The sequence below is a fragment of the Bacillus sp. RCC_6_1 genome, from assembly GCF_041360755.1.
Taxonomy (GTDB): domain Bacteria; phylum Bacillota; class Bacilli; order Bacillales; family Bacillaceae_G; genus Bacillus_A; species Bacillus_A cereus.
Genome location: NZ_JBFUPV010000006.1, coordinates 239,966 through 259,582 on the forward strand (window position 1 = coordinate 239,966; position 19,617 = coordinate 259,582).

Sequence of the window (19,617 nt, forward strand, 5' to 3'; positions counted from 1 at the left end):
ATGAAAGAGGACCTGATATGAACATCAGGTCCTCTTTTACTATATAATTATTTCCCTGCTTCTTTTAGTTCTTTTCCAGCTTTAAATACCGGCGCCTTAGCAGCAAAAAACTTGTAGGAATCATTATCAAGCGTTTTATTTTTCTCTACCGATTTAGCTTCTCGACAGCTTCCGCACTTGTATCTACACGTTTAACGAAAAAAACTAATAGTAGTGCAACAACATTCATGCCAAGCGCTACATAAAACGAATATTGAATTCCAGATAATAAAGCCTTCTGAGTTACTATTGCCTTCGTAGTTTCTGTAAAGGTTGTTGGATCTATATGAGACATTAAACTTTCAGCTTTTGTTTTTGTTACAGAGTTCATAATCGTAACAAGAATAGCAGTACCAATCGAACCGGACACTTGTTGAGCCGTATTATTAACAGCTGTACCGTGCGGGTTTAAGCGAGTTGGCAATTGATTAAGACCATTTGTCATAAGTGGCATCATAACCATCGCCATCCCAAACATCCGCAGTGTGTAGATAAGAATAATATGTGTGTGACTAGAGTCAATTTGGAGACTTGCCAACATATAAGTTGAAACAGCTGTAATGGAAAGCCCCACTATGCCAAGAATCCGAGGACCATATTTATCAAATAGTTTACCTGTAATTGGTGACATAATCCCCATTATAACCGCACCTGGAAGCATCATCAGTCCAGAGCTCAGCGGAGAAATGCCACGGACGTTTTGTACATAAGCTGGTGTTAAAATCATACCCGAAAACATGGCCACCGCGTTGACAATTGCAATTACAGACGCAAGTGCAAACATTGGGTACTTGTAAACACGTAAATCCAATAACGGCTCATCCATTTTTAATTGACGAATAATGAAAGCAATTAGGGCAATTGCGCCTATGATTAAGGTTGTTAAGACAACTTTATTTGTCCAACCATCGGAGCTTGCAGAACTGAATCCATATAACAAACCGCCAAAACCGACAGAAGATAATAGTAATGAGAGATAATCAAGTTTTGCATTTTTGTTTTGTTTCATGACATTCTCAGATTTCCAAATCCCTAACAGTAAGCTAATGATTGCTAACGGTAAAATCATTTCAAAAAGCAAACGCCAGTCATAATACTCTACAATATAACCTGATAGTGTCGGCCCAATTGCTGGAGCTGTAATCATAACTAGTCCAAAAATCCCCATTGCTGTTCCCCTTTTTTCTCTTGGAAAGCTTACTAGCATAATATTCATTAACAAAGGTCCCATAACTGAAGAGCCTGCCGCTTGAACCATCCGACCAGTAAGTAATAAACCAAAGTTAGGTGCTACAGCCGCTAAGGCAGTACCAAGAATAAAAATCACCATAGATGTAATAAATAGGCTCCTATTCGAGAAACGCGTTATTAAAAATGCTGAGGCCGGAATTAATATACCACTTACAAGCATATACCCTGTAGAAAGCCACTGGATCGTTGAATAATCTTGAATGTTTAAATCTTTCATTATTGATGGCAAGGCTACATTTAAAAGGGAGTTATTTAGAAATGAAACAAATGCCCCAATAAAAAGGATTACAAGCATTACATATGGTGGTTTTCTTTTATGTAATGTTTCACTCATATATTTAATTGCCCCTTCATTATAAATTTCATTGATTCGTTTAAATCGTTTACATATTTGCACAAGAAAACATTACCCTTACAGTATTTTGCCAAACTCTTCGAATGGATATTCTCTTTTTAGCAATTCCACTTGCTCAACATACCATTTTAAAATCTTTTTGTTGATTAAACCTTTATAAAAATATTTGTTAATGGAATTTAAATTAGGCTGAAATACAAAAAAGAAGCAACTGAAAATCCCCTTCTAAAATAAAGTGAAACTTTACATCAATGGGAATTTTACAGGCAGCGAGAAAAATCAAAAAGACTACGCACCCATTCCTTTAAATACAGGCTTGTAGATCTAGTTATGTAACCATCCATAAAAAGGAATATTACATAGGCTAAGTCTAACATTACATTTTTAAAGTGAGGAGAATAAGCGTATGGGCCAATATTGGTATTTGAATTCAAAGGGAAATGGGCAACAATATACTAACCAAATTTCATTATATTCACAGCCCGAAATAACTACATCTGAGGTAATGAATGATTTGAAGCTTCCTGAGAATTGGAGTTACCGAGTCTATCCAGTTAGTTGGGATTCATCAGCCAATTATACGGGGTTCAATCCCCAACCTCCTCCCTTCTCTTGGGGGCAGCAGCCAATTAATTATGCAGAGATACTACCACAAGGTCACCCTGCTAATTGGACTCCATTACCAGGTCATGCAGGTTTTAATTTTCAAAAACCTCCCTTCCCCTGGGCGCAACCATTCAATCATACAGGGATGTTCGCACAAGGTCATCTCGCAGCTTTACTATCGCCGCCAGCTAAGGCTTTTAAATTCAATACCAATAACGGGGGTATTTTCGGAAACTCTCCAGGATGGGGAGGACAGATAAGTCCCATGGGATGGGGGAATAACGGAGGTTACGGTCAGCTAGGAATGCTTGGAAACTTACTTACAGCAGGAAAAGGTACCATGAGTGGAATAGGAATGATCAGTAGTCTAATCGGGATGGGGAAGTTCTTCTTTTAGTTAATTAGAACAGGAGAATGTGGCTGTAGCTTTAATCAGCCACATTTAAGGACAGTAATCTCCCACCTAACTTCCTAGCATAGCATTCGCGGAAATTTTAGATGGATATGTATTGTTACAAGTTACTGTTTTACTTTGAGTGCTCCTTTACTTTCTTATCAAGTGCCTTACTATAAGCATCTTTGTTTTCCTGTGATAACTCATAAATTGCTTTTTTCCAATGCTCTCCGTCTACACCTGATAAAAATTCAGTACCTTTCATTGTAGCTTCTTGAATCTTCTGTTTATCTTCTTTACCAGCATCCTTAATTAACTTCGTTGCTTTTCTTGCCTCTGTTACCCCTTCTTGTATGGATTTGTGAATGTCTTTGTATGTATCAGGTACTTTTATGTGTTCCATATTGTCTAAAATTTTATCTATCTCGTTTGATGTTTTTAAAACAGCTTTTGCTTTTACTTTGTCCTTTAAGGATTCTCCTAAGTTTAGTAACAGTTCATCCTTCTTAAATTGGAACTCTACCACTTGCTCACATATGTAGTACTGATACTGTTGTTCAGAAATTACTGTTTTCGTTATTGCTTTACTAGTTTGCTCAGTCTTATGAGTAGAATCTTTATCTCCTACCTCGCATCCGACTAACAGCATAAATGGAACTGCTAACGTTACTAGTTTCTTTGCTCTCATTATGTATTCTCCTTGTAGAAAGTATTGTAAGTAATTAACATATCAAACTATAACATACATTACATTATGGTTCACTTCCATTACGCTTTTAAAATATAAAATACGAATACACCCCATAAGCCACAAATAAGATTAATAGAATAGAAATGCCGAGTACCGTATATATAATCCATTTTAAATTTGAATTCATATCATCCTCCCGCCTCCTAACAATTCCAGTATATAACAAAAAAGCATTGGATACCCAATGCTTTTTACACTTACGCAAATAAAGAAGTATTCGCATATAAAGCTGGTGAACCACCTGAATGTACGAATAAAATATTGTCTTCCTTATTAAATTTATCTTTTCTAATTAAGTCGATTAATCCCGCTACTGCCTTACCTGTATACACTGGATCAAGTAAAATACCTTCTGTTTTCGCAAGTAACTGAACTGCCTCTACCATTTCCGGCGTTGGTAACGCATAGCCTGGTCCTACATATTCATCAAAGCACGTAACAGCGTCGCGCGAGATAAAGTTTGGAATACCAACATGTGCTGAAGTTTCATCTACAAGTTTTGCTACTTTCTCTTCTTGCTCAGCTTTTCCTCTACTTACGTTAATCCCGATTACAGGAATATGGCTTTGTGTTCCAGAAAAACCAGTAACTAAACCAGCATGCATACCGCCGCTACCACTTACACAAACAACTGAACTGAAATCAATTCCTTGCTCAAATGATTGCGCCATAATTTCTTGCGCACAAGCAACGTATCCCATAGCGCCCGTAGGGTTTGATCCACCAACTGGAATTACATATGGTGTATTCCCTTTTTCACTTACTTCTTGTGCTACTTTATGCATTTCTTCCATCAGGTCTGCTCCGTTCGGTACAACAATTACATTTTCAGCACCTAATAAGTGATATAAGAAATAGTTCCCGTTAAAGTCTCTCTTCTCTTCTGGCTCAAGCCCTTCCTCTAATACAAGGATACATTTCATTTTTTCTTTTACCGCAGCAGCAAGTGTCAGGCGGCAATGATTTGACTGAATACCACCAGCTGTAATTAACGTATCTGCACCATTTTCCTGTGCATCTGCAACTAAAAATTCTAATTTTCTCGTCTTATTGCCACCAGCTGTTAAACCAAGTAAATCATCTCGTTTAAAATAAATAGTCGGGCCACCAAGTGCTTCAGAAAAGTTGTTTAACTTTTCAATTGGTGTATATGATTCTGTATATTTTTTTCTCGGGAATTTAGCTAAATTCATTGTAACGCTCCTTTTGTACTTCTTTCACAATATATGTAACGTTACTATTATTACACGTAAAAATGGTGAAGTCATCTTTCTCGGTTAAAAATGTATTAGAATTTCATTTTGATAAGTAAAACCGTATTAATGATTTTAACTTAATTACGGTACATGAAATTTATATCAACGATTTTTTAAATATATCGTTCATTCCTTTCAATATATCAACGATTTTTCAAATATATCTATCGTAACTTGCAATATATCAACGATTTTCTTAATATATCGATCTATCGACAAAAAACGACAGACAGGCAACCCCTTTCTCATCAACAAAAAAAGAGCCTACACATTCAAATGCAGACTCCCTCCAATCACTTATTTACCGAAAAACGAAGTAACTGTGTTAATCCCGGCTCTAAATTCATTTCACCTTTATGGCGTACGTATACGACTTTATCCCCATCAAATTTCGGAGGGTTTGCTTTACTATACGTATGCCACTCATTCGTTCCTTCTATAGAATACTCCATATATTCAGTTGCACCGACAATTATATTTTCACTATCATCTGCCGTTACATTTGGTGCCATCTGCGCAATTTTTGAATCACTAATTAATAACTTCTTTATATCCTTATCACGTTTGTAATCGTAAGCTGTCACAATTACATCGTTACCATATGCTTTCACTTGTAACCCTTGTTTAAATGAATAGCCATCTGGAGCAGTTTTCTCTCCTCCATTTGGTCCTGCTGACATCCAGCCCGTTTCAATCCCGCCCGTATTTACAACAGTAAATCCTTTTTTATCTCCGCCTGCAATTTTCTTTTTACCAGCCCAGTCAGGTAAGTTTAAATCCCAATGCGTATGACTCGTGAAGAAAACAACTTGCGGATAGTCTTTTAATATATCGTACAATTTATCCACGTTTAAATAATCTTGTAAATATGGTGATTGTCTTGATCCAGATACTGTATCAGGTAAAACGTGATGAGAGAAAATAAAGATTGGTTTATTTTTATCTTTTTGACTATACTCTTCTAAATTTTGTTTTAACCAACCTAATTGCTCATCACTCATATATACTTCATCCCACATTTTTGAATCGTGGTATTTCATATATTTTTCAGTTCCTAAAAATAAAAGTGGATAGCCATCTAATTCTTTTTTATGATATACCTTTTCTTGTCCACTAAATTTCAGATAGCGGTTAAATAAAGTTTCCTCAGTTACACCATTTGGCCATGTACTTTGGGAGAGTTTCCCATCTGCTGTCCATTTACCAGCATAAAACTCATGATTCCCAACAGTAGACCATACATTTTCTGGATGCTTATTTTTATTTAACACACGCTTTACATCATCATATTGTGACTGTTGTCCAGTCGGCGTTATATCCCCATTCATAATAAGCGCTCTAGAAAGTGGCGTTACTTTATTCATATCTTTTAATACGTGATCAAAATCTCCTAAATCACCTTGAATGTCACTAATAACATTAAAAGTTGTAGCTGATTTTCGAACTTGCTCTTTCCCTTCCGCATGTGCTGAAAATGTCGGTAATAATGCCGCCATAACTGCTAACGAAGCAACTGTCTTTTTCATACAAATTCTCCCCCTAATAATAGAATGTACCAACTGACATGTTCTGCTTCTCTTAGGTGCTTGTCCAATTCACATTATAAGGGGAGATTGTAAAGATTAATGGAATAAAAAATTAAGTGTTTTTTAAGAGATTTTGTCTTTTCTACACACTCCACAATTAGCAATTCGCGCCAATCTAGCTTTCTAGTCTTTAACATTACATAAATGTAAATGAATATGATGAATCTCTTAGTTTAATATGTTGTCTTTTTAATCTCTGTTATATAACCGCCACAAAATATGCTATCTTTTCAAGTTCTCTTTCTTTAATAAACGTTACTCCTCTTTTAATTAGCCTTAAAATTGTAAAGTGGCTTAATAATATGTTTAATATCAATTGTTTCTTTTGTATTCTCAATAATTTCATCCATTGGCTTATATACCATTGGTGCTTCATCTAAAGTACTTTCTGCAACAGATGTAGTCCAAACCTCTGTCATTGTATTTTGAAAATCCTCTAAGTTAAGTACTTCTTTCGCCTTCTTGCGACTCATAATACGCCCTGCTCCATGAGGGCCAGAAAAGTTCCAATCTGGATTTCCTTTACCAAATGCAATGATTGAACCATCTCTCATATTGATTGGAATGATTACTCGTTCATCTTTCTGAGCTGAAATAGCACCTTTTCTTAGAATCATATTGTCCATATCGATGTAGTTATGGATTGTAGTGAATTGATCTGTTACTTTCCAATCCATTGTAGTGACGATTTCATCAATCATTGCTTTACGATTTAACTCCGCATATTTTTGTGCAATTTTCATATCATTCATGTAATCTATAAATCCTTGTCCTTCTAAATAAGCTAATTCTTTACGAATCACCGGTTTCTTAATTTCACGTAAAGCTTCATGTATTTCTTGTTGTCTGCCTTCTTTCGTTAAACGCTCAATAATTTCTTCTTTAATAGATTTAACGTTTATAAGTTGCTCGTAAGCAAAGTTTTGATAATACTCTGCTACTTGTTTCCCTAAATTACGCGAACCACTATGAATAACAATGTATACATTTCCTTCATCATCCTCATTCAGTTCGACAAAATGATTGCCCCCGCCAAGTGTACCAATACTTTTTTGAGCACGTTGCAATGTAAACGGGGCTCTTACACTATCAAAATCAATCATTTTTGAAAATCTATGTTCCTTATCTCGAATACGAAAACCACTTGGGACAAATTTACGTATCGTTTCGTCTAAGTAATCGAAGTTGATTTCCTCTTTTTTCTTATTAATTATAACACCCTCCATGCCACAACCAATATCGTACTTACCTCCCAGTTTCCTGAAAGTGTGGACTATACCTTCTCTACAGTCATCGAGATATGCAGTCTCTACTGTAGGCTCACCGTATTAATTATTCCTCTTCAACTCAAAATGGATGAGGAATAATTCTGTACCTTAGTCTGCTAACATGGTACAAGTCTCTGAACCATTCGATTATGTCACCATAACCACTGGCTGCTGATTGCCCTCGCCTTTTATCGTTAGGGTTCCCAGTCAATTGAGTGAGTAGTTTAAAGTCTGAGCCGATTAGTTAACCCCGACTAAATTAGGAACAATCTTATCTTGAATTGTCATTGTTGTCCCAATCGTGCAACCTGCACCCGCATGTGTATCTGGCATAATACGAATCTTGCTATCCTTTACGAATTCTTGGTTACAAAGATCAATAATTTGACCTGCTGCAGTTTTTTCTACATTCGTAGTAAACACTTTTGCTTCATTGTATTTCCCTTGTAATTTCAACATCTTCTATTTCCCCTTTCCTTTAGTTTCTACAAAACATTAATTTATATATATTTATAATTATATTTTCCACCACTACAGCTCATTTCCTTTTTTATAAAAAAAGACACAGAGATTCCTCCCCATGCCTACTAATTTCCTACCTTTTCACCGCATGCACATAATGCACTGTCTCAAAAGCTTTCAAATAATCGTTTCGTCCTTCAAAATATAATTTATTTATGTCTTCTGGCGATAAATGTTCATAAATGAGTAAGCCCGCCTTCTCTAACAGTGCTTCCATTTCGGCATAAGAAAAACATGATTTCATCGGTTCTCCGCCTACCGCAGCCATTTTTACCATATTTTCAACTCGATTGGACAGTCCCTTTTCCGTAAACAAGTTTTCATCGGGATAATCGAAAACGATAGAACTTCCTGCCGGAACCACCTCAAATAAACATTCTATTAAACTAGAAAGTTCCTCTTTCGTTAAATAGTACGTTACACCTAATAGACTAAAGAACGTCTTTTTATTTTCAAATCCTTCATTCCGTAACTGCTCATAGAAAAATCCTTTCGTGAAATCCATCGAAACAAAATGAAGGTTATTTGGAACTTCAAGTTCTACTTCTTTTATTCTTTCCTTCTTAAACGCCTGCGTAGAAGGATGATCCACTTCAAATATTTCTATTTTATTCTCTAACTCTCGGTTTCTAAAACTGAACGTATCTAAGCCTGCACCGAGTATGACGTATTGTTTCGCTCCTAATGTAATTTCATGTAGTAATACTCTTTCACAATATGCGGCACGTGCTAAAGGTGTTGGTGATAACTGAACTTGTGTAATCCATTTTAATATTTCTTTTGGATTGTCTTGAAACCGCTCTGCAATGTCTGTATTGAAAAAGTGAATCCCTTGAACCATGTTCGTTTCAATATTGTTACGTTCTTTTGGCGATATGAATTCTTTAGCGATATAATCATCAAAGACCTTCGGATTATCAAATTCACTATGATATGCCCTGCTGAAAGCTGATACTAACGACGTTACACTTGCTTCACCTTGTTTCACGTACATACACTCTCCTTCATTTTTACAACAAAAATAGGGTTCCCCTGGCCAGGAGAACCCTATTATACACTTTATTTTTATATTGGTAAATTATAGCATAAATAAGTTTTTTTGTCAAGTTTTCAGCCTACTAACGCTCAACAATTTGTGTAATCTCTAGCAGGAAGATTTCGATCTACACCGAATATTCCAGTTCATAACAATACAAATGGAGGGCGTCATGAAAAGATTAGTCATCATTACAGTTGGAAAAACACACAGTGGAAAAACTACATTTGCAAGAGCATTAGAAAAAGAGTTACCCCACTCTTTCGTTATGGATCAAGATAATCAAGCTGAATTTATTAACACGCATTACGAAAAATTACAGCCGGCTAAAGGCCCTAATACATTTAAGCACGGTCTTTCAAAATTCATTGTTGATTATGCGAAAGAACATTCAAATTTACACCTTATTATTAGTAACTCCAATCGCAGTAAAAATGGAAGGTTATATTTACTAAACGAATTATTTCCACAGAATGAATATGTACGCATACTCGTTCATTTTGACATTCCAGATGATGTACTTTACGAAAGAGTGGCTCGAAGCACGCGAAGTACCAATATTTTTAGAGGTGGATATTCTAGTTTCAAAGAAGTATTTGATCGACAATAAACTGAATCATTTCACGATGATGTGGTAGATCCTATAGAAAATGAGGCTAATTATTTGTTTGTTATTCGCAATAATAAAGATATAAGCTTTACTATTGAAGAAATTGTTCATCTAGCTAAAGATTTATCCCCTACTCCAAAATAAGAGATTATAAAAATTACATAATCATAGATTATTATGCAAATACTTCCTCTAGACGGCACAGATGGTATATAATGATGGAAGAATCTACTTCTATATGCTCATTTTTACACAAAACAGTTCATGCATATGAAAGAAAAGAGGTACAAAAATATGAAAACAAAACAAACAATTGCTGCGTCTACACTAGCTTTAGCAATGATTGCTGGCGCGAACCCTGCTCATGCGGAAGTAAATGATGCTACTCCTCAGCAAAGTACGGGAGATCGATTAGCTGAAATTAAGCAACATAAACAAGAGTTAGATGCGAAATTACAGCAACACAAAGAAAACGTGGATCAAACATTGAATGAACTTAACAAGGTTAAGGAAAATGTTGATACGAAGGCAAATGAACTACATGAACGTAAACAAGTTGCTGATGAAAAAATTAACGAGATTAAACAACATAAACAAGAGTTAGATGCAAAACTTCAGCAAGACAAACAAATCGCAGAAGATAAAATCGCTGAAATTAAAGAGCATAAAAAACAAGTAGAAGATAAAGTTGCTGAAGTAAAAGAACATAAGCAAAATATCGATAACAAAGTGAATGAGATTAAAGAACATAAACAAACTGTCGATGAAAAAGTGAATGAAATGAAGCAACATAAAGAGAACATTGATCAAAAGGTTAATGAACTTAAGGAAGTTAAAAAACAAGTAGATGAAAAATTAGCTGAGTTAAAGAAAGCGAAACAAACTGCTGAGGACAAACTCGCTGAACTAAAAGAAAACAAGCCGAATACCGGTAACACGTTAGAGGAACTTAAGAAAATTAAAGGCAATTTAGACAGTCTTTCCGCTAACTTAGAATTAGCTAAACAAGATGTAAAAAACAAACTAGCTGTTTTACAAGAAGCTAGACAAGATTTAATTAATAAAATTAACGAAATTAAACAATCGAAACAAACTGTTTCAGATGATTTATCAAAGAAAAAACAAGACTTAGATATTAAAATCAACGACTTTAAGCATACTGAGAAAAAAATTGACGACAAATTAGCTGAGTTACATACAACGAAGCAAAATGTTGATAACAAGATTAATGAAGTATCACAGTCTAAACAAATGCAAGCAGATAATGGTACTAAAAACAATAACGCTAAAGAACTTCCTAACGCTGGTAGCGAGCAATCAAACAATATGGCTCTAGGAATGCTATCTGTATTAGGCGGTGTTTTATTACTTACTCGTAATAAAATTAAAACGTTATTCTCTAAATAAGTCCATAAAAAAAGGAAAACCGCACATACATGTACGGTTTTCCTTTTTTTATATTAACTGTCCATCTCGAAGCGTCAATATACGATCACATACATCAAGCATTCTTTCATCATGTGTAATCATAATTGCTGCTTTTTGGCTCTCTTTCACTTCGCGTTTCATCATTTCAACAACTTCACGTGCGCGTTTTGAGTCTAAGCTTGCCGTTGGCTCATCCGCTAATATTAAATCTGGGTTGTTCATGAACGCACGAGCGATTGCTACCCTTTGTTTTTCCCCGCCAGATAGTTGATTTGGATAATGATTCTTTCTTTCTCCTAATCCAAATGCCGCTAATAAATGATCTGCACGCTTTTCGGATTCTTGTTTACTTTCTTTTTTTAGCTTTGCAATGTAAAGTAACTGTTCTTTCACATTTAAATATGGAACAAGGTTTGCAAACTGGAAAATGAAGCCGATTTTTTTCAAACGAATGTCTGTCATTTCCTTTTCTGATAACTGTGTAATATTTTGCTCACGAATGTAAATATCCCCTTTTGACGGTGATAATAATGCACCCGCGATTGATAATAACGTACTTTTCCCTGATCCAGAAGGACCGACGATTCCGATAAATTCTCCGGCTTTCACATCAAGCGATATCGGATGAAGGGCTGTTACTTCCGTATTCCCTTCTCCGTACACTTTACTTACTTTGTCTAATTTTAATAATGAAGTCATTACATCCCGCCTCCAATTGCTTCTAATGCATCAACTTTTAATACTTGGTATAACGAAATAAGTGTTCCTAAAATACTAATTACGATAAAGATTGCTGCATATTGCGCAATCATCGGTGTTGTTAATAAGAACGGCATACCTGCTGGTAAAATTTGTTCTAACCCTTGTACAAGAACAATACTAATTACCATCGCAACGACTGATAAGAATAGCGCCTGTACGACTAAGCTATTTGCTAAATAAGAATTCTTCGTACCGATTGCTTTTAATACACCTAATTGCTGTGTTTTTTGCAGTGTAATGACGTAGAAGAATACACCAATTAGTAACGCAGCGATAACTAGTAAGAATGCAATGATCATCGTCAATGTTCCTTGCTCTTCTTTAAATCCTGGAATACTTTGTAGCACTTCTTTTTTGTCAATTACGTGTGCATTTTTAATCTCTTTATCTGTGTTAAGTGCAATTGCACTATAATCTTTTTGGTTTGGTTGTGAAATAGCACCCCATACGTCTTCATTTACATAAACGACTGGTGTATGGCTAAACATTTGATCTTTCGTAAATCCAACGATTGTAAATTCTTTCTTTGAAACAGGATCAATAATTGTATCTCCAATATCAATTCCTTTTTCTTTAATTGATTCGTCAGCAACCATCTCGTTGTTTGCTGTACCTAATTTCTCCCCTTTTACAATTTTCGGTTCTAAAAATGAATCCCGTTCACTTGAGAAAATAGCGATATCAACCTTTTTCGAACTATCTTTCTTTTCATATGTTGAAACTTTCACACGAAACGGAACGGCTTCTTTCTCGCCTACTTGATTTACTACGTTATCTACATCGTCTTTCTTAATTTGTGAACGAAGTAATTTATTTTCCGCATCATCTGCTAAAACGAACTTATTTGCCTCCATATTTTGAATCGATGAAGCATTATCATATGATAGTCCATTTGCTAATCCTGAAATAACAAGAACTAAAAATGATAATAACACCATAATCAGTCCGATTAATCCGTATCTTAATTTTGATTGTTTCAATTCACGCAGAGCTAAAAACATTTCGCTCGCTCCTTCCTCTTTCTTTCTATGCACTTATCATAAAAAAGAAATATGAACGGAATATGAACAGAAGATTACAGAGGGGAAGATTCAATTTTCAGAAAGTATTGAAAATAACTAAAATCCTTGATACAATTCAGTCAAATAATCTTGACCGAGTAATTCCATTTAAGGAGTTGATCATTTTGAAGCCCATGTTAACACTCACTACTTATAGCCAACTAAAAGCAATAAGCGATCCACTACGTGTCGAAATGATGATGCGTCTATGCGAACGTCCTTATACAGGACAATTACTATCTGAGAAATTCGGCATTCCAAGGGCGAAAATTCATTATCATTTAAAAGAATTAGAAAAGAATGGTTTTATAGAGATTGTTTATACAGAAGAAAAGAATGGCATCATTCAAAAGTTCTATCAATCTGTCGCTAGAGGCTTCACCCCTGCTGCAGACCTATTACCTCATTTAGAAATGTTAAGCGAATCAGGTCGCCAAATCTTTTTACAAATGGCAGAAACAACGAAAAACCATATTCTCGCTGCTCCTGAAGAAGCTTTTATATTACGAAAAGAAAGCGAAGACCCGGCTGAGTGGAATTACGTTTCATCTTGCTGGGAGTTTGATGCTACGCCGGAACAATTTCAAGTGTGGGTAAAAAAGTTTCATGAATTGATGGCTGAATTAAATGATATCGCAAAAGATGCGGATAAAGATCCAAATAGTAAATCTTATTACATTTCTACTACTGCACTACAAATCGACGAACGAGCAATGCAGCGATTTGTGAAAAAAGAAGAAAAATCGTAATACGATTTTTTTTACACTAACGGTCAAATTTATTTTACCGAATAAATTTATTATAAAGGAGTAGATTAAATGGACATATTGAAAAACCGGAATTTCCTCTTATTATTTTTAGGGAGAATTTTTACAAACATAGGAGATAGTTTGTATTATGTAGCCGCGATGTGGCTCGTATATAAGCTAAGTGGTAATCCTTTTTATTCTGGATTGGCTGGTTTTCTTACATTATTACCCTCTGCACTTCAATTTCTTACTGGTCCATTCGTTGATAGATGGTCCATTAAAAACACCCTCGTCATTACACAAGTTCTGCAATGCATTCTTATTTTAATCATTCCTATTACACACTACTTCGATCTATTAACAGTCCAACTACTACTCATCATTATGCCAATCGTAGCCTTTATCGAACAATTCGCCTATCCCGCACAATCGAAAGCTTTACCACTTCTACTGCATAAAACACAATTATTAAAAGGAAACTCACTCTTCTCATTTGCGTATCAAGGTATTGACTTAATTTGTACGACGATTTCTGGCATATTAGTAGCACTACTTGGCGCCATTACTTTATATGTGATCGACTCTTTCACATTCGCGATTACTGCCCTTTTGTTCTTTTCATTGAAAATGCCAAAGCAAACCGAAACGGGCACATCACTTTCAACAAAACAATATTTCTCAGATTTAAAAGAAGGTTTTTCAATTGTCTTCCGTTCCTTAATGGGCGCATTCTTAATCGGTTCAGTTGTTGCTAATTTCTCAATCGGTATGACGATGGCGATACTCCCTTCTTTCGCTGATTCTTTAGGAGGCGTGAAATCATATGGCTTCTTCTTAGCTGCTATATCAGCAGGTAGTCTCATCGGTGCATTATTCAGTTCATGGGTTGGCAAACGTAATGTTGGCCGCACTTCTATTATTAGCTTTGCGACTGGCGCTATCTTTTGGTTTCTCTCTACGATTGTACCGTTTCAATGGCTGTCTATTTTTTTATTCGGCCTAGCTTGGATCCCAATTGGTGCCACGAACATATTATTTGCGACAATTAGTCAAATTGTAATTCCAAATCAATATATCGGACGCATCAATTCAGTCATGCGAAGTATGAGCACAATTGCTATGCCATTCGGTTCTTTAATTGGCGGATACACCGCAAATGTATTTAGTAGCCAACTCATTTTTGCGCTCGCTAGCATCGGGATTTTCTTTATCTCTCTCGTATGGCTGCTTCATCCGAAATTACGGGCTTTGCCGAAAGCTGATGAGATTACAGCGGATACTTTTGGGGTTCGGTTTAAGGAAGAGCGTGGGAAAGGTGCGGCTTTATAGCAAACCAAACATAACCCCGTTCTAAATTGGGGACGGGGTTAAAAATATAGTTATTTCATTTTGGATGTAAAATAATTCACTAAAAATATAACAATAAAGTCGTTTGAATATCTAAATTTTATTCAACAATAGTACCAACTTATAACGGCAGTTAACGCTTTGATGGCCAAGCACCCTGCATTTTCCTTAATTGAATAATTTGTCCTGTATGATAAGCATCATGAAGCATGATATCCAGTAATTTCCCCTCTAGTGAATTTTGCTCAAGCTCTCTTTCGGAAATTGCACTTAATGCCTGTCTTAAATTACACTGAGCATTTTCAGAACGTTCAACGACTTTCTTCCATTCCATATCATCATTAGATTGCTTAGTAAGATAAAATGTGTCATTTCCGTCAAGATTATGTGTCCATTCACGGCCTTCCAAGTTTGCAGCAAGCCTCTCTTTGTAATAAATGAGATGATTAACGTTCTCCCAAATGGTATTCGTTTCCTCACCAGATGGTTTCCACATAGCCTGTTCGGCTGTAAGTCCTTCAATAGCATGTTTAAACGGTGCATACCAACTCTCTTTATCGAATGTTGAATCTAGTACGTTTAATAACACGTCAATTCGTTTCAAAGTAATTTCCTCCCTAAATAGTTACAGTTTCAATAAAATCCTTATAACTATGTAGAAATTCTACATTTCCAAACAAACTTCCTCCTGATTTCACTCCACAAACTCGTCCGAGTATGTAATGAAAATGACTCACATTTTTTCACTTTACACGTATACTAGAGACCAAAAAAAAAGAGGCCGTTCCGAAACAGCCTCTTTCTTTCCATCTATTTCGGAAGCTCCACCCGAACGGTCGTTCCTTCCCCCTTCGTACTATACACCGAAACGTTTCCATGATGCAGTTCAACAATCTTCTGCACAATCGACAATCCTAAACCGCTACCTTCTACGTTTCTCGTCCTTGCTGTATCTACTTTGTAAAAACGGTCAAAAATACGATCCATTTCTTCTTTTTCCATACCGATTCCGTTGTCTGATATAGAAATAATGACACTAGACTCTAACTCTTCGACGAAAAACTCAATCGTTCCACCATCGTTTGAAAACTTAATGCTATTCGTGAAAATGTTACTCCAAACTTGATGAAGTAAGTTTTCATCACCTTTTATAGTGATATCTGGCACATTAAATTCAACGGCGATATCTTTTTCCCGCCATTTCCACTCAAGCATAAAAATGACGTCTTTAATTTGCTTCTGCAGATTGAATTCTCTTATTTGTAGAACCTTTTCCTCTTTATCTAATGAAGCGAGCGTAAGTAACTGTTTACATAAACTAGACATTCGCTTACTTTCACCCTCAATAATTTGTAAGTAATGATTTCTTTCTTCCTCACTCATCTTTTCTGTTTGCAACGTCTTTGAAAAACCTTGTATGGAAGAAAGTGGCGACTGAAATTCATGTGAAACGTTCGAAACGAATTCTTGTCTCATTTCATCTAGTTCTTTAATACTCTTCGTCATCTTTTGGAAGCTTGTAGATAACGTTCCTATTTCATCTTTTCGTTTTACATCTAATTCAATTTCATATTCCCCACTCGCAATTTTTTGCGTAGCCTTCGTAAATTTACGGATTGGGCGAACGATGTAACCTGCTGCAATCGCTATAAAAATAATACTTAATAGTACGATAAACCCTAATAATACCGCTAGAAAAATTCTCATCTCGCCGAATTGTTGTTGAACGTCAGGGCGAATGAATAAAGCGTACTGTTTATCACCGTGTTGTACTGGGACACCGACGCTATTAATTAATTCATTATCGAAAAAACCTGTAATAAAGAGGCGCGTTGGATAAGTAGAAACACCATTAAATGTCTCCCCCTGCAATACTTTATGAACGGTATCATCACTTATTGTCGTCTTACGAAACGCATTACCGATACGCTTTCCATTCTTTTGATCATCAACAATGTAAATCTCATACCCTAATTTTGCAATAGAATGCAAATACGTCTCTTGATTTTCTTCACTTTGCTTTTCATATAACGATTTAACTTCTTCCGCATACTTTAAAATCTTTTCACTGTTATATGGTTTTAACTTCACTTGATAATATACGTTCGTTAATAAAAAGCCGATAATACTACTAAGTAGCATAATGCCGACCGTCATAAATACAAATCTAGAATATAGTGATTTCATCTTATTTCAACTCCAACTTATACCCGAGGCCGCGCACTGTTGTAATTTGAAAATCATCCGTTCGTTTTGAGAAACGATCTCGCAGCCTTTTCACATGAACATCAACTGTTCGTTCATCTCCTTCAAAATCCATTCCCCATACTAATTCAATTAGCTCTTCTCTTGAAAATGTTCTTCCAGGATAACTAGCAAGTTGTGATAATAACTCAAATTCCTTTAAAGGAAGCAAAATCGTTTGACCGTTACACTTTACTTCTACACCTTTTCGATCAATTGTCGTTCCGTGCAACGTAATAATATCTGCACTCAGCATTTGATAACGTCGTAATAAAGCTTTCATACGGAAAATCACTTCAGCTGGTTCAAATGGTTTTACGATATAATCGTCCGTACCAGAAATGAATCCTTTTTCTTTATCAACTAACTGATCTTTCGCCGTTAATAAAATAACTGGTATATCATGATACTTCCGGATTTCTTCACATAACGTATAGCCATCAACGAACGGCATCATAATGTCTACGATCGCAAGATGAATATTTTCCTTCTCTAAAACGTCTTGCGCTACCTTTCCATCTTCTGCTTCAAAAACTTTAAACCCCTCTTTTTGTAAATGGTAATGCAACAACTCTCTAATATGCTTATCATCATCAGCTAATAAAATATGTATCATCTTCATTAAACCCTCTCTCGTTCATCCTTCTACATCACTACATTAAGAAACAATTGGATTTTTTGCAAGAAAAAGAAAAAGAATCTATTTTGAAAAAAGATTATTCAAAATAGATTCTTACGTTTTAGTATTAAGATTATTTTAATCAAAAACAATTTCTAAGCCTTCGAAATATCAACAAATCCTTCTCCGAACACATCACGAACATCGTGTATAGCGATGAACGCCGCCGGATCCGTAGTTTGAACAATCCGCTTTAGCTTCACTACTTCTTGCTTATTAATAACAACATAAAGAATTTCCTTCGGCGTTTTCGTGTAATAGCCATGACCTGAATACACGGTAACCCCTCTCCCCATTAAGGTTGTCACCTTCCCGGCAATTTCATCTGGATTATCAGAAATAATCGTAATAGCCTTCTTCGGATTTAACCCTTCAATTACAAATTCCATCACTTTCGTTGCTACATATAGCATAATAATTGTTATCATCAGTTTTTCTGCACCAATGATGAAATAAGATGAAAATGCAACGATTAAATCGAAGAACAGTAGACCGTAGCTAATGCTCCAGCCTAAATATTTATGTGTCATCCTTGCTAAGATCGTAGTACCTGCAGTTGTTCCGCCAACGCGAATGATAAGACCAATACCACACCCGATAAATATTCCTCCGAAAATGGCATTTACAAGCATTTCATCCGAAGCAATCGTCCAGCCTTCTGTTAAATGAAGAAATAGCGAGTTAGTCACTACAGCGATAATCGTATAAATTGTTGTGATTTTATTTAAAAATTTATAACCGACTATTAACAAAATCGCATTTAAAATTAAGTTAACTAAACCTGGTGACCATTCAAATAAATAGTACGTAATAATCGTGATACCTGTTACCCCACCCTCACCAAACTCGTTTGGGATAACAAATAAATTGACACCTAAAGCAAAAAGAAATGCACCAATAATAATAAAAATAATGTCTGTCGTTCTTTTTTTCATACAGTACCTCACTTCTTATGTAAATATTTATTCTGTCATAAACTCTCACCATTATATCGTGGAATATTCAAATCGAACAGTGGTTTGTTTTTTATTTTAATATAGGATGATAAATCAACTTTATCCTATATCCACTTGTAATTAAGAAAGTAAAATAACTGTATTTATTATGTACTACAACTAAAGTTTTGATTTCACATGCAATTCATGCTAAAAATGAATAGGAACACGTACTCGCATTAACTTCGAGTACAAAACAAATAGGCGAAGCTATAGAATAGGCTTCGCATCAAACGTGTGCTCACAGAGATTTATATTCATAAATCTCTGGTTTTTTCACTTATCTTTCTCCATATACTCTTTAATTTTTCGTTCTTCCCATTCTTTTCCGAATATCCCAAATGGAAAAGTTGTTAAACCGTGTATAACGATACCAATCCCCCAACCTCCAAGTGGATATAAAAACCATAATTTACTTGAATCAGAGCTTATATTTATGAAAAAAAGCATTAAGTTAACTAATATATAGACCGTTAAATGAATGTAAAACGCTTTTAAATTCTCCACTCTTTTTTTAGCTCGTAAATAATTCTCATCTCGCTCCATATATAAACACCTCTTTCATTATTGTATTTTTTAACTCGCTCCGATTTAAACATCATATTCTAGTCGGATATCCCTTATTCTCAAAAAATACAAAGCAAAAAAGTATCCAGCAAATGGTCATACACATCACCA

The 19,617-nt window shown here is 35.4% G+C and carries 18 protein-coding genes and 1 pseudogene; 5 read left to right on the forward strand and 14 right to left on the reverse strand.

The features are described from left to right. Positions 1 to 145: 145 nt before the first annotated feature. On the reverse strand, positions 146 to 1,624 hold the full coding sequence (locus AB6801_RS19200) for a DHA2 family efflux MFS transporter permease subunit (protein WP_000005138.1): 1,479 nt from the start codon (positions 1,622 to 1,624) through the stop codon (positions 146 to 148). A gap of 427 nt (positions 1,625 to 2,051) precedes the next feature. On the opposite strand from AB6801_RS19200, the gene AB6801_RS19205 reads away from it, so the two are divergent. Then, positions 2,052 to 2,648: a hypothetical protein gene (locus AB6801_RS19205; protein ID WP_097999272.1), complete on the forward strand. Its 597-nt coding sequence runs from the start codon at positions 2,052 to 2,054 to the stop codon at positions 2,646 to 2,648. Between the two features lie 130 nt (positions 2,649 to 2,778). Here AB6801_RS19205 and AB6801_RS19210 read toward each other — a convergent pair whose 3' ends face one another. From AB6801_RS19210 to AB6801_RS19235, 6 genes are all read right to left on the reverse strand, one after another. Continuing rightward, complete coding sequence (locus AB6801_RS19210) at positions 2,779 to 3,333, reverse strand: hypothetical protein (protein ID WP_097999271.1); 555 nt, start codon at positions 3,331 to 3,333, stop codon at positions 2,779 to 2,781. A 260-nt stretch (positions 3,334 to 3,593) separates the two neighbouring features. After that, the gene (gene cuyA / locus AB6801_RS19215; RefSeq protein ID WP_001046619.1) at positions 3,594 to 4,589 is read right to left on the reverse strand and encodes a D-cysteate sulfo-lyase; all 996 of its coding nucleotides are present in this window, start codon (positions 4,587 to 4,589) and stop codon (positions 3,594 to 3,596) included. 356 nt (positions 4,590 to 4,945) lie between these two features. Beyond that, positions 4,946 to 6,178, reverse strand: coding sequence for a DUF4073 domain-containing protein (locus tag AB6801_RS19220; protein ID WP_061654910.1), 1,233 nt, complete (start codon positions 6,176 to 6,178; stop codon positions 4,946 to 4,948). Positions 6,179 to 6,504: 326 nt separating this feature from the next. After that, on the reverse strand, positions 6,505 to 7,464 hold the full coding sequence (locus tag AB6801_RS19225) for an RtcB family protein (RefSeq protein WP_370941122.1): 960 nt from the start codon (positions 7,462 to 7,464) through the stop codon (positions 6,505 to 6,507). A gap of 282 nt (positions 7,465 to 7,746) precedes the next feature. Further along, positions 7,747 to 7,965, reverse strand: a complete 219-nt coding sequence (locus AB6801_RS19230; RefSeq protein ID WP_000916240.1) for an RtcB family protein — start codon at positions 7,963 to 7,965, stop codon at positions 7,747 to 7,749. 136 nt (positions 7,966 to 8,101) lie between these two features. Next, positions 8,102 to 9,022: a class I SAM-dependent methyltransferase gene (locus AB6801_RS19235; RefSeq protein WP_000289379.1), complete on the reverse strand. Its 921-nt coding sequence runs from the start codon at positions 9,020 to 9,022 to the stop codon at positions 8,102 to 8,104. A gap of 214 nt (positions 9,023 to 9,236) precedes the next feature. On the opposite strand from AB6801_RS19235, the pseudogene AB6801_RS19240 reads away from it, so the two are divergent. Continuing rightward, positions 9,237 to 9,818 (forward strand): annotated as a pseudogene (locus AB6801_RS19240) (ATP-binding protein). Positions 9,819 to 9,968: 150 nt separating this feature from the next. Next, entirely contained in the window at positions 9,969 to 11,081 is a 1,113-nt protein-coding gene (locus AB6801_RS19245) for an LPXTG cell wall anchor domain-containing protein (protein ID WP_097999270.1), read from the forward strand. Between the two features lie 48 nt (positions 11,082 to 11,129). Here AB6801_RS19245 and AB6801_RS19250 read toward each other — a convergent pair whose 3' ends face one another. Further along, complete coding sequence (locus AB6801_RS19250) at positions 11,130 to 11,801, reverse strand: ABC transporter ATP-binding protein (protein ID WP_000202597.1); 672 nt, start codon at positions 11,799 to 11,801, stop codon at positions 11,130 to 11,132. Then, the gene (locus AB6801_RS19255; protein ID WP_000477749.1) at positions 11,801 to 12,865 is read right to left on the reverse strand and encodes an ABC transporter permease; all 1,065 of its coding nucleotides are present in this window, start codon (positions 12,863 to 12,865) and stop codon (positions 11,801 to 11,803) included. Before AB6801_RS19255 ends, AB6801_RS19250 begins: the two co-directional genes overlap by 1 nt. Before the next feature lie 185 nt (positions 12,866 to 13,050). On the opposite strand from AB6801_RS19255, the gene AB6801_RS19260 reads away from it, so the two are divergent. Beyond that, on the forward strand, positions 13,051 to 13,674 hold the full coding sequence (locus tag AB6801_RS19260) for an ArsR/SmtB family transcription factor (protein WP_000803871.1): 624 nt from the start codon (positions 13,051 to 13,053) through the stop codon (positions 13,672 to 13,674). A 69-nt stretch (positions 13,675 to 13,743) separates the two neighbouring features. Further along, entirely contained in the window at positions 13,744 to 15,003 is a 1,260-nt protein-coding gene (locus tag AB6801_RS19265) for an MFS transporter (protein WP_097999269.1), read from the forward strand. Positions 15,004 to 15,154: 151 nt separating this feature from the next. Here the strand turns inward: AB6801_RS19265 and AB6801_RS19270 are convergent, their stop codons facing one another. The 5 genes from AB6801_RS19270 to AB6801_RS19290 form a co-directional block, all read right to left on the reverse strand. Beyond that, positions 15,155 to 15,625 carry a DinB family protein gene (locus AB6801_RS19270; RefSeq protein ID WP_000821015.1) on the reverse strand — a complete coding sequence of 157 codons (471 nt, stop codon included), beginning with the start codon at positions 15,623 to 15,625 and terminating at the stop codon, positions 15,155 to 15,157. A gap of 206 nt (positions 15,626 to 15,831) precedes the next feature. After that, a complete protein-coding gene (locus AB6801_RS19275; RefSeq protein ID WP_000839528.1) occupies positions 15,832 to 17,208 on the reverse strand; it encodes a sensor histidine kinase in 1,377 nt (458 codons plus the stop codon). A 1-nt stretch (position 17,209) separates the two neighbouring features. Further along, positions 17,210 to 17,887 carry a response regulator transcription factor gene (locus AB6801_RS19280; RefSeq protein WP_000781961.1) on the reverse strand — a complete coding sequence of 226 codons (678 nt, stop codon included), beginning with the start codon at positions 17,885 to 17,887 and terminating at the stop codon, positions 17,210 to 17,212. A gap of 152 nt (positions 17,888 to 18,039) precedes the next feature. Further along, positions 18,040 to 18,879, reverse strand: a complete 840-nt coding sequence (locus tag AB6801_RS19285; protein WP_000747492.1) for a YitT family protein — start codon at positions 18,877 to 18,879, stop codon at positions 18,040 to 18,042. A gap of 336 nt (positions 18,880 to 19,215) precedes the next feature. Then, positions 19,216 to 19,485 carry a 2TM domain-containing protein gene (locus AB6801_RS19290; protein WP_000438994.1) on the reverse strand — a complete coding sequence of 90 codons (270 nt, stop codon included), beginning with the start codon at positions 19,483 to 19,485 and terminating at the stop codon, positions 19,216 to 19,218. Positions 19,486 to 19,617: the final 132 nt, after the last annotated feature.

Excerpts from the sequence above, each read along its gene's own strand:
- AB6801_RS19200 (WP_000005138.1), bottom strand. The coding sequence starts at position 1,624 with ATGAGTGAAACATTACATAAAAGAAAACCACCATATGTAATGCTTGTA.
- AB6801_RS19205 (WP_097999272.1), top strand. The coding sequence starts at position 2,052 with ATGGGCCAATATTGGTATTTGAATTCAAAGGGAAATGGGCAACAATAT.
- AB6801_RS19210 (WP_097999271.1), bottom strand. The coding sequence starts at position 3,333 with ATGAGAGCAAAGAAACTAGTAACGTTAGCAGTTCCATTTATGCTGTTA.
- cuyA (WP_001046619.1), bottom strand. The coding sequence starts at position 4,589 with ATGAATTTAGCTAAATTCCCGAGAAAAAAATATACAGAATCATATACA.
- AB6801_RS19220 (WP_061654910.1), bottom strand. The coding sequence starts at position 6,178 with ATGAAAAAGACAGTTGCTTCGTTAGCAGTTATGGCGGCATTATTACCG.
- AB6801_RS19225 (WP_370941122.1), bottom strand. The coding sequence starts at position 7,464 with ATGGAGGGTGTTATAATTAATAAGAAAAAAGAGGAAATCAACTTCGAT.
- AB6801_RS19230 (WP_000916240.1), bottom strand. The coding sequence starts at position 7,965 with ATGTTGAAATTACAAGGGAAATACAATGAAGCAAAAGTGTTTACTACG.
- AB6801_RS19235 (WP_000289379.1), bottom strand. The coding sequence starts at position 9,022 with ATGTACGTGAAACAAGGTGAAGCAAGTGTAACGTCGTTAGTATCAGCT.
- AB6801_RS19245 (WP_097999270.1), top strand. The coding sequence starts at position 9,969 with ATGAAAACAAAACAAACAATTGCTGCGTCTACACTAGCTTTAGCAATG.
- AB6801_RS19250 (WP_000202597.1), bottom strand. The coding sequence starts at position 11,801 with ATGACTTCATTATTAAAATTAGACAAAGTAAGTAAAGTGTACGGAGAA.
- AB6801_RS19255 (WP_000477749.1), bottom strand. The coding sequence starts at position 12,865 with ATGTTTTTAGCTCTGCGTGAATTGAAACAATCAAAATTAAGATACGGA.
- AB6801_RS19265 (WP_097999269.1), top strand. The coding sequence starts at position 13,744 with ATGGACATATTGAAAAACCGGAATTTCCTCTTATTATTTTTAGGGAGA.
- AB6801_RS19275 (WP_000839528.1), bottom strand. The coding sequence starts at position 17,208 with ATGAAATCACTATATTCTAGATTTGTATTTATGACGGTCGGCATTATG.
- AB6801_RS19280 (WP_000781961.1), bottom strand. The coding sequence starts at position 17,887 with ATGAAGATGATACATATTTTATTAGCTGATGATGATAAGCATATTAGA.
- AB6801_RS19285 (WP_000747492.1), bottom strand. The coding sequence starts at position 18,879 with ATGAAAAAAAGAACGACAGACATTATTTTTATTATTATTGGTGCATTT.
- AB6801_RS19290 (WP_000438994.1), bottom strand. The coding sequence starts at position 19,485 with ATGGAGCGAGATGAGAATTATTTACGAGCTAAAAAAAGAGTGGAGAAT.